This window comes from Pontibacter lucknowensis, from assembly GCF_900156415.1.
Taxonomy (GTDB): Bacteria; Bacteroidota; Bacteroidia; order Cytophagales; family Hymenobacteraceae; genus Pontibacter; species Pontibacter lucknowensis.
This window is the reverse complement of the sequence record NZ_FTNM01000003.1, coordinates 251,824-273,396: the sequence shown is the minus strand read 5'-3', so window position 1 is coordinate 273,396 and position 21,573 is coordinate 251,824. Positions and strand designations below refer to the sequence as shown.

General features: G+C 52.0%; 19 protein-coding genes. 12 read left to right on the top strand and 7 right to left on the bottom strand.

Annotated elements, in window-relative coordinates; translation table 11 throughout:
- The first annotated feature begins 42 nt into the window (after window positions 1-42).
- From BW972_RS11990 to BW972_RS11945, 10 genes are all read left to right on the top strand, one after another.
- Window positions 43-993, top strand: a complete 951-nt coding sequence (locus BW972_RS11990; protein ID WP_007655986.1) for a YeiH family protein — start codon at window positions 43-45, stop codon at window positions 991-993.
- Between the two features lie 119 nt (window positions 994-1,112).
- Window positions 1,113-2,621 (top strand): catalase, encoded by a 1,509-nt coding sequence (locus BW972_RS11985; protein WP_007655984.1) that lies wholly within the window; start codon window positions 1,113-1,115, stop codon window positions 2,619-2,621.
- A gap of 152 nt (window positions 2,622-2,773) precedes the next feature.
- Complete coding sequence (locus BW972_RS11980) at window positions 2,774-3,082, top strand: ArsR/SmtB family transcription factor (protein WP_007655982.1); 309 nt, start codon at window positions 2,774-2,776, stop codon at window positions 3,080-3,082.
- Between the two features lie 123 nt (window positions 3,083-3,205).
- Window positions 3,206-3,601, top strand: a complete 396-nt coding sequence (locus BW972_RS11975) for a rhodanese-like domain-containing protein (protein ID WP_234986367.1) — start codon at window positions 3,206-3,208, stop codon at window positions 3,599-3,601.
- A 77-nt stretch (window positions 3,602-3,678) separates the two neighbouring features.
- The gene (locus BW972_RS11970; protein ID WP_076422311.1) at window positions 3,679-4,101 is read left to right on the top strand and encodes a hypothetical protein; all 423 of its coding nucleotides are present in this window, start codon (window positions 3,679-3,681) and stop codon (window positions 4,099-4,101) included.
- Window positions 4,102-4,371: 270 nt separating this feature from the next.
- The gene (locus BW972_RS11965; RefSeq protein WP_076422310.1) at window positions 4,372-5,598 is read left to right on the top strand and encodes an exonuclease SbcCD subunit D C-terminal domain-containing protein; all 1,227 of its coding nucleotides are present in this window, start codon (window positions 4,372-4,374) and stop codon (window positions 5,596-5,598) included.
- 69 nt (window positions 5,599-5,667) lie between these two features.
- On the top strand, window positions 5,668-9,318 hold the full coding sequence (locus BW972_RS11960; protein WP_076422309.1) for an AAA family ATPase: 3,651 nt from the start codon (window positions 5,668-5,670) through the stop codon (window positions 9,316-9,318).
- A 223-nt stretch (window positions 9,319-9,541) separates the two neighbouring features.
- A complete protein-coding gene (locus BW972_RS11955) occupies window positions 9,542-11,590 on the top strand; it encodes a tetratricopeptide repeat-containing sensor histidine kinase (RefSeq protein ID WP_076422308.1) in 2,049 nt (682 codons plus the stop codon).
- A gap of 123 nt (window positions 11,591-11,713) precedes the next feature.
- Window positions 11,714-12,550, top strand: coding sequence for a thermonuclease family protein (locus BW972_RS11950; RefSeq protein WP_076422307.1), 837 nt, complete (start codon window positions 11,714-11,716; stop codon window positions 12,548-12,550).
- A gap of 44 nt (window positions 12,551-12,594) precedes the next feature.
- Window positions 12,595-12,993, top strand: a complete 399-nt coding sequence (locus tag BW972_RS11945; protein ID WP_076422306.1) for a hypothetical protein — start codon at window positions 12,595-12,597, stop codon at window positions 12,991-12,993.
- A 79-nt stretch (window positions 12,994-13,072) separates the two neighbouring features.
- Here BW972_RS11945 and BW972_RS11940 read toward each other — a convergent pair whose 3' ends face one another.
- Entirely contained in the window at window positions 13,073-13,921 is an 849-nt protein-coding gene (locus BW972_RS11940) for a universal stress protein (RefSeq protein ID WP_007655963.1), read from the bottom strand.
- Window positions 13,922-14,341: 420 nt separating this feature from the next.
- Window positions 14,342-15,409, bottom strand: a complete 1,068-nt coding sequence (locus BW972_RS11935; RefSeq protein ID WP_076422305.1) for a DUF6687 family protein — start codon at window positions 15,407-15,409, stop codon at window positions 14,342-14,344.
- A gap of 198 nt (window positions 15,410-15,607) precedes the next feature.
- Between BW972_RS11935 and BW972_RS11930 the strand changes: the two genes are divergently transcribed.
- Entirely contained in the window at window positions 15,608-17,125 is a 1,518-nt protein-coding gene (locus tag BW972_RS11930; RefSeq protein WP_076422304.1) for a nicotinate phosphoribosyltransferase, read from the top strand.
- Here BW972_RS11930 and BW972_RS11925 read toward each other — a convergent pair.
- Window positions 17,122-17,412, bottom strand: a complete 291-nt coding sequence (locus tag BW972_RS11925) for an HNH endonuclease (protein WP_007660744.1) — start codon at window positions 17,410-17,412, stop codon at window positions 17,122-17,124. The genes BW972_RS11930 and BW972_RS11925 overlap by 4 nt on opposite strands.
- Window positions 17,413-17,996: 584 nt before the next feature.
- On the opposite strand from BW972_RS11925, the gene BW972_RS11920 reads away from it, so the two are divergent.
- Window positions 17,997-19,253 carry an MFS transporter gene (locus tag BW972_RS11920; RefSeq protein WP_076422303.1) on the top strand — a complete coding sequence of 419 codons (1,257 nt, stop codon included), beginning with the start codon at window positions 17,997-17,999 and terminating at the stop codon, window positions 19,251-19,253.
- A gap of 42 nt (window positions 19,254-19,295) precedes the next feature.
- Here BW972_RS11920 and BW972_RS11915 read toward each other — a convergent pair whose 3' ends face one another.
- The 4 genes from BW972_RS11915 to BW972_RS11900 are packed head-to-tail and all read right to left on the bottom strand — an operon-like array spanning window position 19,296 to window position 21,526.
- Complete coding sequence (locus tag BW972_RS11915) at window positions 19,296-19,718, bottom strand: response regulator (RefSeq protein ID WP_007660740.1); 423 nt, start codon at window positions 19,716-19,718, stop codon at window positions 19,296-19,298.
- Window positions 19,719-19,728: 10 nt separating this feature from the next.
- On the bottom strand, window positions 19,729-20,559 hold the full coding sequence (locus tag BW972_RS11910; protein ID WP_007660738.1) for a sensor histidine kinase: 831 nt from the start codon (window positions 20,557-20,559) through the stop codon (window positions 19,729-19,731).
- Window positions 20,556-21,215, bottom strand: a complete 660-nt coding sequence (locus BW972_RS11905; protein ID WP_076422302.1) for a hypothetical protein — start codon at window positions 21,213-21,215, stop codon at window positions 20,556-20,558. Before BW972_RS11905 ends, BW972_RS11910 begins: the two co-directional genes overlap by 4 nt.
- Window positions 21,215-21,526 carry a hypothetical protein gene (locus BW972_RS11900; RefSeq protein WP_007660733.1) on the bottom strand — a complete coding sequence of 104 codons (312 nt, stop codon included), beginning with the start codon at window positions 21,524-21,526 and terminating at the stop codon, window positions 21,215-21,217. The genes BW972_RS11905 and BW972_RS11900 overlap by 1 nt, the downstream gene beginning before the upstream one ends.
- Between the last annotated feature and the right edge of the window lie 47 nt (window positions 21,527-21,573).

Genomic DNA, 21,573 nt, shown 5'->3' with positions numbered 1-21,573 from the left:
AAGCGTAGATTTGTCTGCGATAAGCCAAACGCCGCTACAAGCATGCCCAAACTTTTCCCGCTGACTTCTACCCTGCTCCAGAAAACGATCTTCATCTCACTTGCACTCCTGATCCTGTTCACGTCGCTGCTCAACTCGGCGATGGCACTGGCGGCTGGTTTGGTGGTTGGTCTGCTGCTGGGCAATCCGTTTAAGGCGTATACCGGCAAAATTTCAAAGTATCTGTTGCAGGCTGCGGTGGTAGGCTTAGGCTTCGGCATCGACTTGTATCAGGTGGCTGAAACCGGTTTGATCGGTATCGTCTATACCTTGTTTTCGCTGGCTGCCACTATGGTCATCGGTCTGCTGCTGGGAAAACTGTTCTATACCCCTCCCCGTCTTACGCACCTGGTTTCATCGGGCACGGCCATCTGCGGAGGCAGCGCCATTGCGGCGGTGGCACCAGCTATCAAGGCCAACGATCAGGAAATATCGGTAGCGCTGGGGATCGTATTTGTGCTCAATGCCGTTGCGCTTTTCGTTTTCCCACCCATCGGCCAGGCACTTGGGTTGTCTCAGGAACAGTTCGGCATCTGGGCGGCCATTGCCATTCACGATACCAGTTCAGTGGTAGGTGCCGCCACCCGCTTCGGCGACGAAGCTTTGCAGATCGCCACCACCCTCAAACTAACCCGGGCGCTGTGGATCGTTCCGCTGGTCCTGCTCTCCAGCCTGATGTTCAAGGATGGGAAAAAGAAGCTGAGTATCCCGGCATTCATTCTGCTTTTTGTGCTGGCATCCGTGATCAGCACGTTTATACCAGCCATGGAGGTTGTTTCTCCTTCTATCGTTATGCTGGCAAAGAAAGGGTTACTGCTCAGTCTGTTTTTGATTGGTGCCAACATCAGTTTGACCGCATTAAGAGCCATTAGTCCAAAGCCCTTCTGGCAGGGAGTGATCCTGTGGTTAATTATTTCGACTTCATCGCTGGCAATTATCTACGGTTTAGGCTAACAAACCCACTTTATAAACATATTCTATCACATCATAAAATTAATCGATTTGAACTATATAGCGTAGGGCTATACTTTTGAGGTATCAATTCAGCAGAAATCTCAAAAACCCTTACCTATATGAGCAACGAGAATCCATATCAGAAACTGACCACTGCCTCTGGCAAACCTTATTACGAGCACGAAAACAGCATGACAGCCGGTCCGCGCGGCCCGATCCTGCTCGAAGACTTTATTCTGCACGAAAAGCTGGCGCACTTCAACCGCGAGCGTATACCTGAGCGTGTCGTGCATGCCAAAGGCTCCGGTGCTTACGGCACCTTCACCGTTACCCACGACATCACCAAATACACCAAAGCCAAGCTTTTCAGCGAGATCGGCAAAAAGACCCGTGTCTTCCTGCGCTTCTCCACGGTAGGTGGCGAAAAAGGCAGCGCCGACTCTGAGCGTGACCCGCGTGGCTTTGCCGTGAAGTTCTATACCGAAGACGGCAACTGGGACCTCGTGGGCAACAACACCCCGGTGTTCTTCATCAAAGACCCGAAGAAATTCCCGGACTTTATCCATACCCAGAAGCGTGATCCGCGCACCAATACCAAGAGCGCAACCATGATGTGGGATTTCTGGTCACTGAACCCCGAGAGTCTGCACCAGGTGGTGATCCTGATGAGCGACCGTGGTACGCCATTTTCCTACCGCCACATGCACGGCTTCGGCAGCCATACCTTCTCGTTCATCAACAAAGAAAACGAGCGCTTCTTCGTGAAATTCCACTTCAAGACGCTACAGGGCATCCAAAACTTCACTGACTCCGAAGCCACTGTCATGAAAGGAATGGACCCTGACCAGGCGCAGCGCGACCTGGTGGAGGCCATTGACCGCGGTGACTTCCCGCGCTGGGCTCTGAAAGTACAGATCATGCCGGAGGCTGAAGCCGCTACCTACAAGTGGAATCCGTTTGACCTGACCAAGGTGTGGTCGCAGAAGGACTATCCACTGATCGATGTGGGTGTGCTCGAGCTGAACGAAAACCCAGACAACTATTTCGCGCACGTAGAACAGGCTGCTTTCGCACCAGCGCACCTCGTGGACGGTATCGGCTTCTCGCCTGACCGCATGCTGCAGGGTCGTATCCTATCTTACCCGGATGCACACCGCTACCGCATCGGCGCGAACTACGAGCAGATACCGGTGAACCGTTGTCCGTTTGCAGTGAACAACTACCAGCGCGACGGCGCCATGCGGGTGGACGGCAACGGTGGCAGCGCCCCGAACTACTTCCCGAACTCTTTCGATAACATCAAGGCAGACCAGAGCTACAAGGAGCCGGCCCAGAACCTGGGCACTAACGTAGTGGCCGACTGGTACGACCGCAACGCCGAAGGCGAGAACGACCATTATACTCAGCCGGGCGATCTGTTCCGTTTGATGACGCCGGAAGAGAAGAAAAACACCATCAGCAACATCGTGGGAGCCATGCAAGGTATAGACGGACCGAAGCGGGCAGAGATTATAAACCGTCAGCTGTGTCACTTCTTCCGCGCCGACATCGGTCTTGGACTGGGTATAGCGCAGGGATTGGGTGTGGATGTGAGCTCCTTTGCGGGCGGCAGCGTACACGCCAACTAATACTGACACGTTTTATTTTGTGCTATGGAAAAGCCGGCCCTTGTGCCGGCTTTTCTATTTTACAGCCGGAACCTAATGCAGGTTAAAATTGTATTAAATTTTATACATGAATAAATGATCATGTATTCCAATTACCTATTATTTGAACTTAAATGACCGACCTTAAAGTAAGGGTAGATAAGAAAAAACTGGAGCGAACAGCCTATGTCCTGAAATGCGTAGCACACCCGGTGCGCATCAGTATTATTGACTTGCTGGAGCAGGAGGAGCAGCTCACCGTGAGCCAGCTGCAGGAAGTACTGGAAATCGAACAGTCGTTACTCTCCCATCACCTCACCAATATGCGTGACAAAGGACTTGTGGAAACCCGCCGCCAGGGCAAGAATGTGTTTTATTTTCTCACCGACTCTAGCATTTCCAATATCATTGAGTGCATCAAAGGCTGCAAGTCCACGCAATAAGTCCAGTATTCTGAAATGAAATTATTTTCATATAATTACTTTCTGATTTGGAAACAGAATGTGTAGGAGTACCAAAAACTGCTCACTTTCGTTTATTATAACACAGGTTAATCCGTCATCCTTATGAAACTATTCTTAATAACCCTATTAGCCACCAGCCTGATGAGCTGCACCAGCCCACAACAGAGCGACGGCAAAGTAAAAACCATTTCGGCCACCGAATACAAAGAGCACCATGAAAAGATCGACAACCAAGAAGTTATGCTGGTTGATGTGCGCACTCCTGCTGAGTTTGAAGCGGGACACCTCGAAAAAACACAGCACGCCGACTTCCTGAGCGGGGAGTTTGAAAAAGAAATGCAGAACTGGGACAAGGACAAAACCTACTACCTGTACTGCGCCAGTGGCAACCGAAGCGGAAAAGCTGCCAAACTCATGGAAGAAGCCGGCTTTAAGAACGTTTATAACATAGGGGGCTATTCGGACCTGAAAGCCGCTGGTCTGCCAATAAAAGAGTAATTATTTTATGCATGTGGTACAGCAGCATGAACGTCACCTAGCATTTATGCGTATCTTTACATGATTTATCTGATTCGATGCTGCTAAAACCATTTCCATTCCAGACATTATATTCTTCTGATTTCTATAAGATAGAGATTGATAAGGAGAATAATCTGTTGCTGTCAGAGTGGCAACGGGCTGTGAACAAAGACGAGATGATTGCGGGAGGCACTAAACTTTATGAAGCCCTTCGCGATACAGGAATCACCAGAGCAGTGGCCAATGCGGAGCGCCTGACCATGTTGGATGCCCCTACAAAAGAGTGGATGTCCACCACCTTTTACGAACTGCTTTCTCAGACCCGGCTTCAAAAATTGGCCAGAGTGCTGCCAAGCAGCCTGTTCGCCAAGTTAGCTCTCGAAGCTGTCGCCACCCGTGCGGAGGCTCAGAACATAAACCAGTTTTTATTCAAGAACTTCTCCAGCCAGAAGGATGCACTGGCTTGGATCAACGAATAAGGCCGCTTCAGCTATACCTGGTTTCCTGCATTTTGGTCTGCTAACTAACTGTTATTCCCTCGTTCTACCCTCTCTTTAAGTATCCGGGATTGACCAGCTTTATAACCCTTACTTTCCTTTTGACCAGATTGCTTTACTTTCCCTTCATTTGCTAAACCCGTTTTATATAGAAAAACCGCTATACCTGATCCGGAAAAAATTATATCACAAACTTGCAGTATAGGTATACCTTAATGTAACTTGTGGTGCAAAGGAGAAAGGAATAGGGATATGCGCGTACTACACACTTCAGACTGGCACCTCGGCCAGCGACTCGTTAACCTCGAACGTACCGAAGAACACCAGCATTTCCTGGACTGGCTCCTGCAAACCATTGAAGCCGAAAAGGTTGAGGTGCTCCTAATGGCCGGCGATGTGTTTGACACGGGTACTCCCTCCAACACAGCCCTGCGCCAATACTACAACTTCCTGACCAGGGTATGCGCAACCTGCTGCCGCCATATCATTATCACAGGTGGCAACCATGATTCTGTTTCCACGCTCAATGCACCCAAAGAACTCCTCGACTGCTTTAACATAAAAGTGATAGGCGGCGCTACTGCTGATCTGCTGGATGAACTGATCGAGCTGCGGGACGAAAACGGTCAACTGGAGCTGGCTGTGTGTGCCGTACCTTTCCTGCGTGACCGCGACGTGCGCCTTTCCGTACCCGGTGAAAGCTACGAGGAGCGGGAACAGCGCATCAAGCAAGGTATAGCTGCTCATTACGCCGCCTTTGTGCCGCATGTACAGCCTTACAAAGCGCAAGGTATACCAGTAGTAGCGATGGGCCATTTGTTTGCCGCCGGCGGCTCCGCCTCCGACAGCGAAAAGGAGATCCACGTGGGCAACCTCGGCCAGATCGGGGCAGACCAATTCCCGAAAGAGTTTGACTATGTGGCCCTCGGTCACCTGCACCGTCCGCAGCAGGTCAACAAGGCGCACCACATCCGCTACTCCGGCTCCCCTATACAGCTTAGCTTCAGTGAAGTAACGGACAAGAAAGTTGTCTATGTGCTCGACTTTGAAGGCGGAAAACTTACCGACCTGAAAGAGATCGCTATACCTGTCTGCCGCAAATTGGTGCGTTTTAAAGGAGAGCTCGAAGAAGTAAAACAGAAAATTGCTGTATACGATAACAGCGGCTACAACTTACCTGCCTGGGCCGAATTACAGGTTGAATTAGATGCCCCTATACCTGACCTGAACCAGCAACTGGAAGAAGTGCTGCAACTGAAAAGCGCCGAGCTGCACCTGCTGATCCACCGTCCGCCCATCATCAAGACTGCCCGAAAAACCCTGGAGCAGGAAGTCCGTGAAGAAGTGGACCTGCATACTTTAAGCGAGAAAGACGTGTTTCTGAAGCGCTGCGAAAGCGCCTTTCCAGAGAGCGACCATACCGAGCTCCGAAACACTTTTGCGGAGCTGCTGGAGTTAATGCGGCAGGAGGAGGCATAGCTTCTTCCTGGAAGTTCACAGCAAATCCAAGCCCTACTTTTAATTGCAATTACCAAAGTCATTATCCCCATGAAAATCCTCGCCGTCCGCTTCCTGAACCTGAACTCGCTCAAGGGTGAGCACGTGATCCGCTTCGACCAGAGCCCCTTGGCTGATGCGGGTCTGTTTGCCATTACCGGTCCGACCGGGGCGGGCAAGACGACTATCTTGGATGCGATCACGGTGGGGCTTTATGGATTGGCGCACCGACACAGCAACGAGCGTCCGCTGGAGCTGATGACACGCCACACGGCGGAGTGCTATTCGGAGGTGGAGTTTGAGGCTGCCGGCAAGATATACCGCTCCAAGTGGCACCTCCGTCGCAGCCGGGGCAAGGCGGATGGCAAGATACAGCCTGTGCACATGGAACTGTACGATTTCGACAAAGACGAACTGCTGGATCTGAAACCGAGCGAAGTGCCCGCCATGGTGGCCGATATCTGCGGACTTGACTACAGCCAGTTTCTGCGTTCCGTCATGCTGTCGCAGGGAGACTTTGCCCGCTTCCTCAAAGCAAACCCGAACGAGCGCAGCAGTCTATTGGAAAAGATCACCGACACCGGCATTTACTCCGACATCTCGAAGTTTGCGTTTGAAAAGGCCAAGCAGGAACGACTGAAATACGAAAGCCTGGAGCAACTGCTCCAGCATACCCAGTTACTGCCCGAAGAGCAGCGTGCAGGTTACGAAGAGAGCATTCAGGAACTGTCGGCACAGGAAGGAGCACTGCAAAAAGAACTGGAAACGCTGCAGGCAAAAGTGCAGTGGCTGCAGCAGGTGGCGCAATTGCAAACACGGCAGCAACAGCACCAGCAAGCTCTGGAGGTGCAGGTGCAGAAACTCCAGCAGCTACAACCTGACTTTGTAAAGCTCGAGCAACACCAGCAGGCCCATCAGTTTGTAGGTGAACTAGCCGAGATCCGGAGTACCAATAGCAAGGTGCTCGAAACACAGGAGCAGCTGCAGACCCTGCAAAAACGGGTGCCTGCACTGGAGGCCGAACTCGAGGCAGCCGGAAAAATCGCGATAGAAGCCACAAAAGCCTTTGAGCTACAGGAGGAAGTCATCCAGAAGCTGGACCCTGTGCTGACGCAGGTAGTTCGTCTTGACCATCAGCTCAACAGCATCCGTGATGCTTACGCCAAGGATAAGAACAGCTACGTCACTTTTGAGCAGCAACTGCAACAGGAGCAGGCCCAACTACAGGCCAGGCAAACTGAACTGGAAAAACTCACCCAGGAGGCAACAGGTATAAAAACCTGGCTGGAACAAAACGCCAAGCTGCAGAACCTGAAAGAGCATCTACCTGAGTTCAAAGCCACGTTGCGCGATCTGCAGGAGGTAGAACAACGCATCCGGCGGCACCAGCAGGAGCAGCAGGAACTGAGCCAGCAACAAACTAAAGAAACCAGGCAACTCACTGAGCTGCAGGAACAGCAGACAAAACAACAAGCCTTACACGATCAACTGCAGCAGCAGAAAGGGGAAAAGTTAAGCGCCCTGCAAGGTATACTGGCCTCAAAAAGCCTGGAAGAACTGGAGCAGGAAGCGCAGTCCCAGCCTGCTTTGCTGGCCCGCTTTGAGCGTCTGCATGAACTGGCGCAGCAGCATACCCTGCAACAGCAGAAGCTCCAGCTCAGCAACGAGCAGCTGACGCAGCTAAAGCAGCAGTACAAAGAAGCAGAAATCACCCTTCAGGAACACAAAAACAGGTATAGCCAGGCAAGCGAGCACCTGCAGGCACTCCAGAAACTTGTGCAGCTACAGCAGCAGATTCAGCAGTACGAGGAAGCCCGCCATACCCTGGCGCAGGACGAACCATGCCCGTTGTGCGGCTCCACCCACCACCCTTTCGCCGAGGACGGCTATACCTTTGACCTGCCCGAAGAAGTGCAGAAGCGTGACAAGCAGCAGGAACTGGTAAAAGAATTGGAGCAACACCTGCAGCAGCTACAGGTACAACTCAGCTCCCTGGAGCAGAAACAGCAATTGGAGAGAACAGCCAAAACCGAGGCTGAAACGGAGGCACAGCGCTTATGCCATACCTTTGCGCAAGTGGCCGAAGGTATAGCACAGGAACTAAGTATAGGCCATGTAAAACAGTTAGCTCAACTGTTGCATACCCAGCAGGAAACCGCCACGGCATTGCAACAGCAGCTGGCACAGGCACGTGCACTGAGCCGTGAGCTGGAAGGTATAAACCAACAGCTGCAGCAAGTACGCGAAGCACAGGTGCAGGCCCAGTCGGCCTTGAACCAGCTGCAGGCCTCTGACAAACTCCTCAGCACACAGCTCCAGAAACTGCAGGCAAACCTGGCTGATGAGCAGGAGCAACAACAGGCGCACACTGAAACGGCCGAATCCTTTGCAGCCACGTTTGGCTTAGTTTACAAAGCAGAGGAGCGCCACAACCTCCTGCAGACTTTAGAGCAGCAATCAATTTCCTATACCCGGAAGCAGCAGGCGCTGGAGGGTATGCGGGAACGTTACATTGAGCTACAGCAGTTGGTGAAGAACCTCAGGACAAACGAAACGCAGAAGCTAAAAGAGCTGGAAGAGCGCAGACAGCACCTGAAAGAAGAGCACGAACAGCTGACCAAACTCAAGCACGAGCGCTATACCTTGTTTGGCGACAAAGACCCGGACAGAGAGCGCAGACAGGCGAACGAGGAGCTGAGCGTCAGGGCCAGACAGGCAGAAGAGGCACGACGCAGCCAACTGCAGAAACAGCAGGAGCTGCAGGAAGCACGTGCCCGCCAAACGGAATGTCAACAAAAACATCAGCAGAGCAGTTCAGTGCTGGAAGAGCTGCGACAGGGCTTGTTGCACGTACTGCACCAGAAAGGCATTGAAACGATCGAAGCCCTGAGCCAGATGCTGCTGCACCGTGACGAAGCCGACCGCCTGGCCAACCAGAAGGCGCAGACCGAAAAGCACCTGACCGAGCTCCGCAAAAGCCTGAGCGACGTACAGCAGGAACTGGAGCAGCTTCAGCAAAAACAGCTGGCAGACGAAGGTATAGCAGACTTGCAAGAGCAGCAGCAAAAGAAAACAGCCCTGCAACGGGAGCTGATCTCGCAGCGGGCACGGCATCAGCAAATCCTGGAGCAGGACACCCGGCAACGCGAAAAGAACAGAGAGCTGGCCGAGCAGCTGAAAACACAGCAACAGGTATGCCACCGCTGGAGCCAGCTGGCTGACCTCATTGGATCTGCCGATGGCTCCAGGTTCAGCCGCTTTGCGCAGGGGCTCACGCTGGCCCGCCTGGTAGAGCTGGCCAACCGGCACCTGCTCAAGCTCAACGACCGATACCGTATTCTCAAGTCACCGGACGAGGATCTGGCGCTGCAGATCGTGGACACCTACCAGGCAGAGGCGGTGCGACCGATGAACACCCTCTCCGGGGGCGAAAGCTTCCTGGTAAGTCTCGCATTGGCCCTTGGCCTTTCTGACCTGGCCGGTCGCCGGACCCAGATCAACTCCCTCTTCATCGACGAGGGCTTTGGCACGCTTGATGCTGACACGCTTGAGGCTGCCATCACGACGCTGGACAACCTGCATGCCGCCGGCAAAACGATCGGGATCATCTCGCACGTGGAGGCACTGAAAGAGCGCATCAATACCCAAATCGTGGTTACCAAAAAGCCGGGCGGAGTGAGTACGGTGCACGTGGTCAGCTGATTTTGCTTTTCAGCAGCTTTTCATAACATAGGATTACAATTGCCTGAAACAGGCAGTTGCACCCTCCTGTGGCGAGTAGCAGCACTTCGTTTAAAAGCTAATTGCATTTTTCTAAAGTGCCTTTATATTCCCGGATTCAGATTAGCATTTGTAAACATTAAATCCTTATATTGCTCACTAATACTGAATTTATTACGGTAATTGTAACTGTAGAGAGGTACCTATGCTTCTACTATTCCTGACTCGTCTATTCCTACTTATAAGTCTTACGCAGCCACAGCAAAAGATCCTGATACAGGATCTGAAAACTGAATTGGACCAGACTGAAGATGTGACCCGGAAGATAGAGCTGTACTGCGAACTGAGCAAGGTGCACAAAAGCATCAACCCGAAAACCACCATTTCCTATGGCAACAAAGCAGTAGCACTGGCCCAGAAGGCAGGCGATGACAAACTGCTGGCACAGGCCTATAATGAAACCGGCTCAGGCCACTACCTGCTCGGCGATATCGACAAGGCTGTTCAGTTTTATTACATGGCGCTTCGCATCCGCGAGAAGTTGGGTGACCCCTCTGACCTGAGTGCCAGCTATAACAACATCGGCAACGTGTATGCCGACCAGCACAACCACAAAGAAGCGCTTCCGCTCTACAAAAAGTCACTCTCACTTGCCACCACGGCACAGGACACACTGCGCATGAGCAGTGCCCTGAGCAATATAGGCGGCGTATACCTGGACCAGGGAAAGTATGACCTGGCGCTGGTCTATTACCGCGAAGCACTCCCGATTCAGGAAGGCCTGGACGATAAGCAGGGAATTCTGATTTCGCTGATCAATATCGGGGAAGCCTACAATGGCAAGAACGATTACCAGACGGCTCTCACCTATTTCAACAAGGCGCACCAGATCGCCAATAACCTGGGTAGTCCGCACGACGAGGTGTATGTGTTGCGGGGCAAGGCCGAATCGTATCTCAAGGCAGGTAAATACGAGAAAGCACTCGACAACGCCTTAGCCAGCATGGAGCTTGCCAAAGCCTACGAGGGCAAGTATGTGCTGAAGGAGAACGCAGCCATTCTGGACCGCATATACGCAGCCATGGGCAATTACGAGATGGCACACCATTACCTGACGTTGCACATGGCTTATAACGATAGCCTGCACAACGAACGGGCGGCAGACCGCATCGCACAGGAACGCGTGAAATACGAAACAGCCCAGAAGGACAAGGAAAACCTGCTCCTGCGGGCAGAGCAGGAGCTGAACCTGCGCAAGCTGGAACAGCGCAGCATCGTGCAGTACTTCACTGTTGCCCTGCTGCTGTTGGTATGCGCCATGGCCTATGTGTTCTTCAGGGGAAGGCAGCACCAGAGTCGCATCAACAAACTGCTCACTCAAAAGAATGAGCTGATCATGCATAAGAACGAGGCACTGAACCAGCATCAGAAAGCCCTGACGGAGCAGGCCCAGCAGCTCAATATTCAGAAGGAAAAACTCACCCAGCTTAACACCATCAAAGACAAACTCTTTTCCGTAATCGCGCACGACCTGCGTGGCCCGCTGGTGGCGCTCAAGGGACTGCTGCATGTAATGGCCATGGGCAAAGTTCCCGCCGATAAGCAGGAGGGGCTTTTCAACAGCTTGGTAAAGGGGCAGCAAAATGTGCTGTGGATGCTTGACAATCTTTTTGATTGGGCCAGGGCACAGATGGAGGGCTTCGAGGCTGATCCCAAGCCACTGCCTTTGCGGGAGTTGGCGGACGAGAACATCCGCTTGTTACAGCCAGTCGCCAGCAGCAAAGATATTGTGCTGGAAAACAAGATCGATCCCAACCTGACAGGCTGCGCCGACAAGGAAATGGTTCGCCTGGTGCTGCGAAACCTGATCTCCAATGGCATCAAGTTCTGTAAGGCCGGTGATACCGTGACACTTACTGCGAAGCTGAAAAATGACTTCGTGCTGGTATCGGTGAAAGACACCGGTATAGGCATTACACAGGAAGTGCAGAAGAAACTGTTTGGAGGCAGCAGCTACTCCAGCCGGGGCACCGCTAACGAAAAAGGGAGCGGATTGGGCCTGGCGCTATGCAAAGACTTTGTGGAGCACAATGGCGGCTCGATCTGGGTAGAAAGTATGCCGGGCAAGGGCAGTACTTTCCTGTTTACCCTACCCCACACTGTGAAAGCAGAGGAAGACGAAGACGAAATCAACACGCCACCTAGCCCAGAGGAGACGGAAGAAAAAACAGCCGAACAGCTGCAATTAGCCTAGTGCTTTTATAGGAAAACTTCGTGCAGGCTGCTTCTGACAGGAGGCAGCTTTTTTTGCAGCCGCAGGCAATAAAAACAAATACTTCTGTTTGCGGTAAAAGGAGAATAGCAGCACCTTTGCCCCATGAACAAGCTCATCTTATACCTGCTCTCACTCACCAGTCTGCTGGCTGCCCCCGGCTGCAAGCAGGACAACGAAAAAGCACGCGAAGAATTCCGCCAGCGCCGTGGGGCCATTGAGCATCCTGTGGAGCCCACCTCTACGACCCAATCCGATGAACCGGAGAGGCCGGTTGTGGTTCCACCTGACAACACCAGGGCCACGCCTGATGACGAAACACCTGCTATACCTGGTGACCGTGTAGTCGGTGTAAAAGACGGTGATACCTTTGAGCTGCTGCGTAACGGGCAGACCATCACGGTACGTTTACTGGGAGTTGATACACCTGAGAAGAACCAGGCTTACGGACAGCGAGCGAAGCAATTTGCCTCCGACCTGGCCTTCGGTAAAAACGTGCGCCTGATTGAGCACAACAAAGACCGCTATGGCCGCACCGTGGGCACGATCATACTGCCTGATGGCCGCAACCTGAATGAGGAACTGGTGCGCGAAGGTTTTGCCTGGCACTATACCGCCTATTCCAAAGACAAAACATTGGCCAACCTGGAGGCCGATGCCCGACGCTTTAAAAGAGGCCTCTGGCAAGACCCTAATCCGGTAGCCCCCTGGGATTTCCGCAAGCAGAAACCCGAGCCTGTAGACAACAGCAAAGCCGCTATACCCGCCGGGGCCACCAAACGACAGGTATACCTTTGCGACAGCTCCGGCTCGGCTGTGTATCACTATAGCAAGGACTGCTCCGTTCTGAAGCGTTGCAAAGAGCAGGTGCTGACAGTGACAGAAGCCGAGGCGATCCGCCAGCACAACCGACGGGCCGATAAAACTTGCAGCCCTAAATAATTCCTCCTATTTTGGTTTCGCATTCTATTCAACACATCACTTATATGTTTAAAAAGACCCTGGCAGGTATGTTTGGCCTGCTCATCTCATTGGCTGCCTGCCAGTCGCCTGACAACGCACAAACAGAACAAACCGAAACACAGGAGACAACTGCAGTTGCTGACACGACACAGCGGACTCCCCGACCAAAGCCTGAAAACTACTCCTTTAAGGGGGTGGAGAAAAAGCGCGTCTACATTTGTATGGACCCAACGGATGACCTGTTTCACCAGAAGCATGACTGCCCGGTACTGGTGAGCTGCGCGAGTACTTTCCGCAACCTGACGCTGCCACGTGCCGTGGAGGCCTTTGACCGCTACAATTGCGAAACCTGCAGCGCCGACCTGGCTTACGTATTTGATGAAAGTGCCGTGCGCATGGAAACAGGGCTTGGAGACAAATAATAAACTGACTTCAGAACATAAAAAATGCGGCAGCTATTGAGAAAACTGCCGCATTTTTTATGGCTGTTCTGTTCTATACCTATCGCCTGCCTTTTAGCACCAGTAGCGGCACTTCTGCCTGGTAGGTCATTTTCTCGGCCAGGCTTTGTGAGAAGAGCTCCCGCAGAAAACCTTTTTCACGCCGCAGCACCGCTACCATGTCGGCTCCGGAAGCGTCGTAGTACTCTTTTATACCGTCAGCACGGTGCTTGCTCACCACTTCTTCAAAATGGATTGGTGCGCCCGGGAATGCCGCTTCCATCTCCTGCACAAAACGTCCTTTTTTATCGCTGCTCGTGCGCCCTTCTTTATTTACATGCACCACATCTACGCTGGCCCCGAACATACTGGCAAAATCCAGCACTTCACGCAAAGTGGCAATATCATCCTGCGCATAGTCAGAGGCATAAACGATCTTATTGATGCGCGGATACTCTGAGGTAGAAGGTATGGAAAGCACCGGGCATTTCACCTGCTCCATTACCGCTTCGGCGTTGCTGCCGATCAGCAGTTCTTCCAGGGCATTGCCGCCGCCTGTCGTGCCCATCACAATCAGGTCGTAGCCGCTGGTTTTGGTGAGGTGCTCTGTTATATCGGTGAGAAGCGCTTCCTTCAAGATGTAGTCGCAGGTGAATCCCCCGCCCCGGTTCGCCCCGTGGCGTTCCTCTATTTCACGGCAGAGGTTCACCAGTCTTTCTTCGGCATCCCGCATCTGCTCACCCAGCAGTTCGCTGGCCACCAGGGCGGTTTCAGAAGTATCGACAATCGGTAGGTGTACAACATGCAGTAGGGTTAGGTGGCCTCCGGACTGGCGGGCGATCAGTACAGCGTAATCCAGGGCTTTGGCAGCTGTTTTAGAAAAGTCGGTTGGACAAAGGATTTTTTTCATGGTGTCTGGTGGTTGCGCAAGGCATCTATATCAAAGATTTACTATGTATACGTATCGAAGCAAAAATGTGCTTTAATCCCGATAATAAAAATGACCTCCATCACCTCCGGCAAAATCCCTATCACCCCATTATACCTCCAATGAGGGTTCTTTTTGAAACCAGCCAAATGTTCTCCATAAAGCCACTGCAGGGGTTTCCTATTAATCAGCACTGTCCTCTCAAAGGGACAGTCTTAAAGCCGATTCGGATTGATCAATCCGGAAGAGCAATTCCTTAGGTTAACGACATTGGTCCCTAGCCCGGGAGGTTGAGCTGCTGCTATTTGAGGGGGTAAGCCCCCTCTTTAACACGATCCTTTTAGGATAACAAAAAATGTATGAAACGGATCCAGGAAACAAACTCTGAGCATAGCTCCTACACTATCTACCGATCTCACTGTTCAGCCCTTTTACCTCCTCCCAGGCCCAGTAGTGCTTCGGGGCTATACCTGCGTACTTCTCCCGGAAATAATCCACCACCACTTGCTGCACTTGACTGGCAGGTATAGACGAGGTGTAAATCTCGCGGGTGGTTGGATGATCGTAGCGTTCTGTACGCGAGAGGTCCTTCCCTTCGAGGCGCAGCAGCGGTCCGGTTTCTGTTAAATTGTCGGCCGTCCAGGTATAGTCGGAGGTTTCCAGGGCATTCAGTTGCTCGGCTAGTGGCTTCAAGCTTATGCGAGGGAGTGTGGGCCTGGTGGCGAAATCAACCCAGGTGGTATACTTGTACTCCAGTTCGTAGCGGTTGCCTTCGTAGCAGCTCAGCACGATGTCAAATCCAATGGTGCGGCTGAAGAGGGCATAATAATGCACCGGACGCTGGGTGTCGATCACGATCAGGCCCAAGTCGGGGTAGCGCTGTAGTTTGGTGTCGGGTTTGTACATGTCGCGGTAGCCAAGCAGCACGTCCGCCACCTCCTCTTCCCACACCGGCTTTTCCCAATCAGGATCCTGGAGCACACGGCCGAACTCACGCAGAAAATACCTGAACTTATCCACACAGCGTTTTGCTTCCTTTTCTTCAGACTCGTCGGCAGCAAAAGGAGCATAGAACATGTCGCGCTCCCGGGTATTGAGCCAGCAGACCAGTTTCAGCGCCTCCCCTGCCAACGGGTGGTTCAGGTCGAGTTCGCGGAAGTCGCCGATGTGGGCCATCAGGCGCAGCAATTCCTCGTTTTCCAGCGCCAGCTCCGGATTCAGCAGACTCCATACACCCACAAATCCGTCGATGTCGAAATGGTTGGCCGTGACATAGGGCAGTTCCAGACCGGTCAGGTTGAGCCGCAGGGCGTGCAGCACCATGGCAGCGCTGGTATCGTCGCGCACTTCAGCCGGTGTGGGAGCGCCCCGCCAGTGCGACAGCACCAGTCCGTTGGGGTGCATGCTATCCACAATGATGGCTTTTTTATCTTTTACTTCGCTAAAAGGTATAAACTGTCGCTTTATCATGCCTTAAATATAGCTAAATCTGATGTCATCCTTTAAATTCGGGCATTCAACAAAACAGGTAAAGAATGACCCGGTACTTAGGTTGAGCAATTTCTTCATTCCCCAGGCTGAAGGAAAGAAGTACTCGCAGCACATAGGCACCACATCCAATTGTGTCCGCTTTCGTTCTTTCTACTGACTATCTTATTACAAGCAAACATGAACAATACCCTCCAGCAACTCTACCGCAGCTCCCTTTCGCTTCTGACCGATTTATATCAACTCACAATGGCTTACGGCTACTGGAAAGAGGGTATAGCAGAGCGTGAAGCCGTATTCCATCTCTATTTCCGTAAGTCACCCTTCAAAGGGGGGTATACCGTGGCAGCAGGACTGGCGCATGCGGTGGAGTACCTGCAGCAGTTGCAGTTCACAGATGAGGACCTGGCCTACTTGGGCAGCCTGCAAGGCAGTCAGGGCGAACCGTTGTTCGAGCAGGCTTTCCTGGACTATCTGCGTGACCTGCGCTTTACCTGCGACGTGGATGCCATACCGGAAGGCACCGTTGTGTTCCCGAGCGAGCCATTGATCCGGGTGCGTGGACCTTTGCTGCAGGCGCAGCTGGTGGAGACGCCCCTGCTGACGATCGTGAACTTCCAGACCCTGATCGCCACCAAAGCAGCCCGCATAAAGGACGCTGCCAAGGGCGACACTGTGATTGAATTCGGTATGCGACGCGCCCAGGGTATAGACGGTTCATTGGCAGCTACCCGGGCTGCTTATGTGGGAGGTATAGATGCAACCTCTAACCTGCTGGCCGGCAAACTCTTCGACATACCAGTGCGAGGCACGCATGCTCACAGCTGGGTGCAGGCTTTTGAAAGCGAAGAACAAGCATTTGAAGCTTACGGGCAGGCTTTCCCGCACGACTCCGTGTTCCTGGTAGATACCTATAACACACTGGAAGGCGTGCGCCACGCCATTGAGGTAGCCAAAAAACTGGAGCCGACTGGCTTTAAACTCAACGGCATCCGCCTTGACTCCGGCGACCTGACCTACCTAAGCATTGAGGCCCGCAAGCTGCTCGACGAAGCAGGTATGGGTTATACCAATATTGTGGCCAGCAACGACCTGGATGAAAGCATCGTGAACAGTCTGAAACAGCAAGGCGCCAGGATCAATGTGTGGGGAATCGGTACGCAACTGGTGACGGCATACGACCAGCCGGCGCTGGGCGGGGTGTACAAACTGGCTGCCTTCAAGCAGGAAAATGGGGAATGGAGTTACAGCCTGAAACTATCGGAGCAACTCGAAAAAACCTCCAACCCAGGTATACAGCAGGTACGCCGCTACTATGACGAGCAAGGCTTTATAGCAGACATGATTTACAACGAAGCGGTACCTCTGCCTGAAAAAGTGCTGATCGTGAATCCGCTCGACAGCACCCGTCGCAAATCAGTACCGGAGGACACCCTTTACAAAGACCTGCTTATACCTGTGCTGAACAAAGGAAAACTCGTAACGGAACTACCCGACCTGAAAACCATCCGCAAACACCGCGAAGAAGAGCTCAGCAAACTGCATGAAAGCATTCGTCGCTTGTTAAACCCGCACAGCTATCCGGCCGGTCTGGAGGGGAGCTTCCACCAGTTCAAAACCGACCTGGTGCTGGCCATACGCGAGAAAGGTGAGGCAGCCATGCAAGAACGCCTAATGCAACAGAAACAATCAGACTAGCGTCTGCGGCCACGTCTGTTGGAGATGCGCTCAATGCGCTTGTTGCGCACCCACCTAAGGTATTTTTGCATATCCTCTGCTTGCTGCAGGGCGGGGATGGAGTTGTATAGGGTGGCCAGTTCGCGGTTACTGAAGGTCAGGTGCAGGGTACTGTGGCAGGGCTGGCAAAGTTCGGCCGTAGCACCGTAGCGGCCTCCCTCCTCCCGGGGCACAAGGTGGTGCCTGGTGAGATACTGCACCTCCCGGCCGCATAGTTCACAAATCAGTTGCTCTTCTTTCTTTGCCATACAAGATTTTACTTTTCACAGGGGCTCTCAATTACAGCTGAAAAGATTGAATTGTCCTGATCAAAGTCCTCTTCAGAGCACAGGGTCCGTTATGTTCTGAGTATCATGGTCAGTTCCTGGCAATACAGTCAGGAATACTAAAACGGAGATTTTCCCTTTGGAAAGATTGTTTTGCTGGAACCCTTCAACCTTGCCTTCCGAATTCGATTACCGCATTACATTTCCGGGCACTTGGACTTAAGCCTTGCCCGCTGCACTGGTTCATACTCGATAGCACAGCCTATTTACAGATCATATCCTCACGCATTCATAAAACATTTGTTCCGCTCGCAAATTTACAATACTTGCGCCCTGCTACAATCGCTCACTTCCTGTTGACATTTTCTCAGAGAAACTAACCAATTGAAGTATCCGCTGAAGGAGTAAGGCACTCAAAGGCCGAATCACGTATACCCAAAGTTCTTCGATTAGTCAGGGCATCATTTGGAGAACTATCGTGAAGCATGAACAGAAATAAAATTTACCTACAGCGGTCGCAAATTATTTGTACATTGGCGCCCTGTTTTGATTTCAATGTTTAAACTATGAATAATTTTCAGGAAAATTCTCCTGCTTCGATAAGTGCTCCTGTGCAGGAGCCATTGGTACCTAAAGTTCAGATTCGCGAGGGCCTGCTAATCTTTCTGCTGGCGGCTATCCAGTTTACGCACATGATGGACTTTGTGATCATGATGCCGCTAGGTCCGCAGCTGATGCGGGTCTTCAACATTTCGCCCCGTGAGTTTGGCCTGCTGGTGTCGGCCTATACCTTCAGTGCGGCCATCGCCGGTTTTGTGAGCGCCCTGTTCATCGATCGGTTTGACCGTAAACATGCTTTGCTGGCACTATACCTGGGTTTTATCATCGGAACACTGGGTTGTGCCATTGCCCCTAACTACGGACTCTTACTACTGGCCAGGGTCGTGGCTGGCGGTTTTGGTGGTGTGCTGGGAGCGCTGGTACTGGCCATAATTGGCGATTCCATACCGGAGCAGCGCCGTGGTGCTGCTACCGGTCGTGTGATGGCAGCCTTTTCGGTGGCTTCTATTGCCGGTATACCGATCGGGCTATACCTGGCCAGTGAGATGAGCTGGCATGCTCCGTTTTACCTGCTCGTGGGCCTGAGTATGCTTATTCTGCTGGTGGCGGTGCGCTTTCTGCCAGCCATGCGGGGGCACCTGACCAATGCAAAACGTGGCAATCCCTTCCGGGCGCTCAAAGCGATGGTAGTGCAGCCTAACCTGCAGTGGGCTATGGCGCTCACCGTTACGCTCACCATGGCGGGTTTTCTGGTAGTGCCCTTCATCAGTCCTTACATGGTAGCCAATGTGGGTTTTACGGAGCGTGACCTGAGTTACATCTATTTATTCGGTGGACTGGCGACGGTCTTCACTTCCCAGTGGGCGGGCCGACTGGCGGATAAATATGGGAAGCAGTTTATCTTTCGATGGGCTGCCATCCTTTCTATCATCCCGATCGTGCTGATCACCAACCTGCCGCCTGTAGGTATGGTGCTGGCGCTCACTGTGTCCACGATCTTCTTCATCTTCTTCGGAGCCCGCTTTGTGCCGGCCATGTCACTCATTACTTCCAGTGTAGAGCCGGAGTTGCGCGGTAGCTTCATGAGCATCAATTCGTCTGTGCAGCAGCTGGGCGCAGGTATAGCCGCCTTCGTGAGTGGGCTCATTGTGCAGGAAACTGCCAATGGCAGCTTAACTCACTTCAACTGGGTGGGCATCATGGCGAGTGTAGCCACGTTGGTGGCTGTGTGGGTGGTAAGCCGCATCCGGGCAGTTGGCTGACAAGCATGTAAAAAGCCGCTCGTAAGGGCGGCTTTTTATATCTTATCGTAGCGTAAAAAAATTCTGAGAGAAGACCGGGTAGTGCGTCTTACCGTTCCGGAGCAGTTGGAGCACTTCCCGAAGCTCCTCCGGATCGGCACTTTTGAGCAGGTAACCGTGTACACCCTCGTCAAGCAGTTTCCTGACCAGCTCTTCCTCTCCGTACATCGAAACGACCAGGATTTTAACAGTAGGGTATTTGCTGAGTACGTAACGGGCTACGGCAATACCATCCATGTCGGGCATTTCGAGGTCCAGCATGATGATATCGGGAAGGTTAGCCTCGATCTTTTCCAGCAGCTCTACACCGTTTGCAGCGTCACTTATCACAGTAATCTCTTCAAAATTCTTTAGAATTTCGATTACGCCCTTCCTGAAAAGGGTATGATCATCGGCGATCGCTAGTGTAAGTGGCTGCAGCTCCATATAGTAAAGCTTAGTTTAGCAAACCAAAGTTATAAATAATAATGATAATATATGCAACAGGGATCACTATTTCAGCTTTGATGCCAGCCCCTAACTTCGAAAAGAAGTTAATGGCACCATTCAGCAGGTCCACACGGCTCTGCAGGTTTTTCAGGCCTAGTCCACCGCCTGCACTTCCTGTATCCAGGGTGGCGTCGTAGTTAAATCCTTTGCCGTTATCAGTATAACGCAGAGTCAGCTTATCGTCTTCCCGATGCAGGTTGATCGTAATCTGCGTAGCCTCCGCATACTTTAAGGTATTGTTCACGAGCTCTTGTAGGATACGGAACAGCAGCAATTCCTGCCGGGCTTCCAACCGGAAATTTTCAAGATTGTGGGTAAACTTCACTTCCAGGCCACTATCCGGCGGCACAGAATGCACCAGACTGTTGATGGCCTGCACCAGCCCCATTTTGTCGAGCACAACAGGGAGCAGGTCGTGGGAGATGCGGCGCACGCTTTGGATGGCCTCGTCGAGCAATTCTTTGGATCGATGGGCTGTTTCGGCGGCAGCTTCGTTTTCAGCGCACTTGCGCTCAACCTGTCCAATGTTGAGTCGGATCAGGGCCAGCATACCGCCCACTTCGTCGTGCAGGTCGCGGGCTACGCGGCGTCGCTCAGCTTCCTGTGCTTCCAGGGCAGCCTCGAGCATCTGCCGCTGGCGCAGCTCCTGCAGTTCGCGCAGGTGCTCCTGGTGCTGCAACATGCGTCGCTGGTAGGCGAATACGAACACGATAATGCCGATGGCCAGCACCAGCAGTACCGGGGTGATGATGAGTAAAGGAGTTAGGGTTTCTATCATGCGGCCATTCTCTTTAAGATAAATGCCTGGCTACTGTAAAAAAGTACATTCAGCACGAATATGATGGCTAAGCAGATGCGTGCCGTGTCGTAAGAAATAGCCAGTGCTTCGTTAAAGATGGCATAGGACATACTTGTACCGGCATAATAGATTAAGATTGTGCAACTTAGCAAAAACATAGGGTCGCGATCGAGGTAAATGATCTTTGCATTGTTTGCGACCTTATAGAAGTAGGTGATGGCCATCATGATTAGCATCGCATTTGCGGCAATCCTTGAGACCGAATTCATTTTCATGATCCCATCCGCCATAAAGGAATCGTAATAGATCAACAAGCAAAGTCCGACAATCCCGCCAATAATAGATCTTTTCAGGATAAGCTTGTCAAAACTATAGTAAAAAATCCCTGCCAGCACGCTGAAGCCCAGTAAGGTATATACATGTCCAAGCCACAGATTATTTTTGGTACCGGACCATACAGTAATCAATGACACTGCCTCTGTCAACACACCGATAGTGATGAACAAAAGCAACAGCATGAACTTCTTGTTCTTCTGCTTTCTAATCAGCCACAAACCAATTACCAAAGGAAGAACAGGACTCAATATTGATGTCCACCTTAACCAAGGGTAAATATGTCCTATGAAAAAGTCCATTAACCGGCTAATTCACCACTTACAGAACAATCTGGGGGGCAAGGGCTGGATAAATCCAGAATCAGGCCCTCAGTCATATCGCTTCCTTCTTCATCTGTTCCTACTAACAACAACTGCTGTTCGCCATTATCATCCAGGGCATAATAAATCCGCATACCTACGCATCCCTCCTGCTCCAACAGCTTTCTTACCGTATCAGCCCCAAACAAGTGTGAATTGGTTTTCCCTCTGCCGCTTGATCTGTATTTGGCTGTCCATCTCTTTGCTTGGGCACGGTCTATCGGCCCGCCTTCTTTTCCTGTAACTTTCATGCGATCGTAATTTGTTCGTAGCGAAGAATAAATGTAAATATAGAAAA

Coding starts and splice junctions, on each gene's coding strand:
- BW972_RS11945 (WP_076422306.1), top strand. CDS start 12,595: ATGTTTAAAAAGACCCTGGCAGGTATGTTTGGCCTGCTCATCTCATTG.
- BW972_RS11935 (WP_076422305.1), bottom strand. CDS start 15,409: ATGATAAAGCGACAGTTTATACCTTTTAGCGAAGTAAAAGATAAAAAA.
- BW972_RS11980 (WP_007655982.1), top strand. CDS start 2,774: ATGACCGACCTTAAAGTAAGGGTAGATAAGAAAAAACTGGAGCGAACA.
- BW972_RS11910 (WP_007660738.1), bottom strand. CDS start 20,559: ATGATAGAAACCCTAACTCCTTTACTCATCATCACCCCGGTACTGCTG.
- BW972_RS11960 (WP_076422309.1), top strand. CDS start 5,668: ATGAAAATCCTCGCCGTCCGCTTCCTGAACCTGAACTCGCTCAAGGGT.
- BW972_RS11955 (WP_076422308.1), top strand. CDS start 9,542: ATGCTTCTACTATTCCTGACTCGTCTATTCCTACTTATAAGTCTTACG.
- BW972_RS11950 (WP_076422307.1), top strand. CDS start 11,714: ATGAACAAGCTCATCTTATACCTGCTCTCACTCACCAGTCTGCTGGCT.
- BW972_RS11975 (WP_234986367.1), top strand. CDS start 3,206: ATGAAACTATTCTTAATAACCCTATTAGCCACCAGCCTGATGAGCTGC.
- BW972_RS11970 (WP_076422311.1), top strand. CDS start 3,679: ATGCTGCTAAAACCATTTCCATTCCAGACATTATATTCTTCTGATTTC.
- BW972_RS11990 (WP_007655986.1), top strand. CDS start 43: ATGCCCAAACTTTTCCCGCTGACTTCTACCCTGCTCCAGAAAACGATC.
- BW972_RS11940 (WP_007655963.1), bottom strand. CDS start 13,921: ATGAAAAAAATCCTTTGTCCAACCGACTTTTCTAAAACAGCTGCCAAA.
- BW972_RS11900 (WP_007660733.1), bottom strand. CDS start 21,526: ATGAAAGTTACAGGAAAAGAAGGCGGGCCGATAGACCGTGCCCAAGCA.
- BW972_RS11920 (WP_076422303.1), top strand. CDS start 17,997: ATGAATAATTTTCAGGAAAATTCTCCTGCTTCGATAAGTGCTCCTGTG.
- BW972_RS11985 (WP_007655984.1), top strand. CDS start 1,113: ATGAGCAACGAGAATCCATATCAGAAACTGACCACTGCCTCTGGCAAA.
- BW972_RS11930 (WP_076422304.1), top strand. CDS start 15,608: ATGAACAATACCCTCCAGCAACTCTACCGCAGCTCCCTTTCGCTTCTG.
- BW972_RS11965 (WP_076422310.1), top strand. CDS start 4,372: ATGCGCGTACTACACACTTCAGACTGGCACCTCGGCCAGCGACTCGTT.
- BW972_RS11925 (WP_007660744.1), bottom strand. CDS start 17,412: ATGGCAAAGAAAGAAGAGCAACTGATTTGTGAACTATGCGGCCGGGAG.
- BW972_RS11915 (WP_007660740.1), bottom strand. CDS start 19,718: ATGGAGCTGCAGCCACTTACACTAGCGATCGCCGATGATCATACCCTT.
- BW972_RS11905 (WP_076422302.1), bottom strand. CDS start 21,215: ATGGACTTTTTCATAGGACATATTTACCCTTGGTTAAGGTGGACATCA.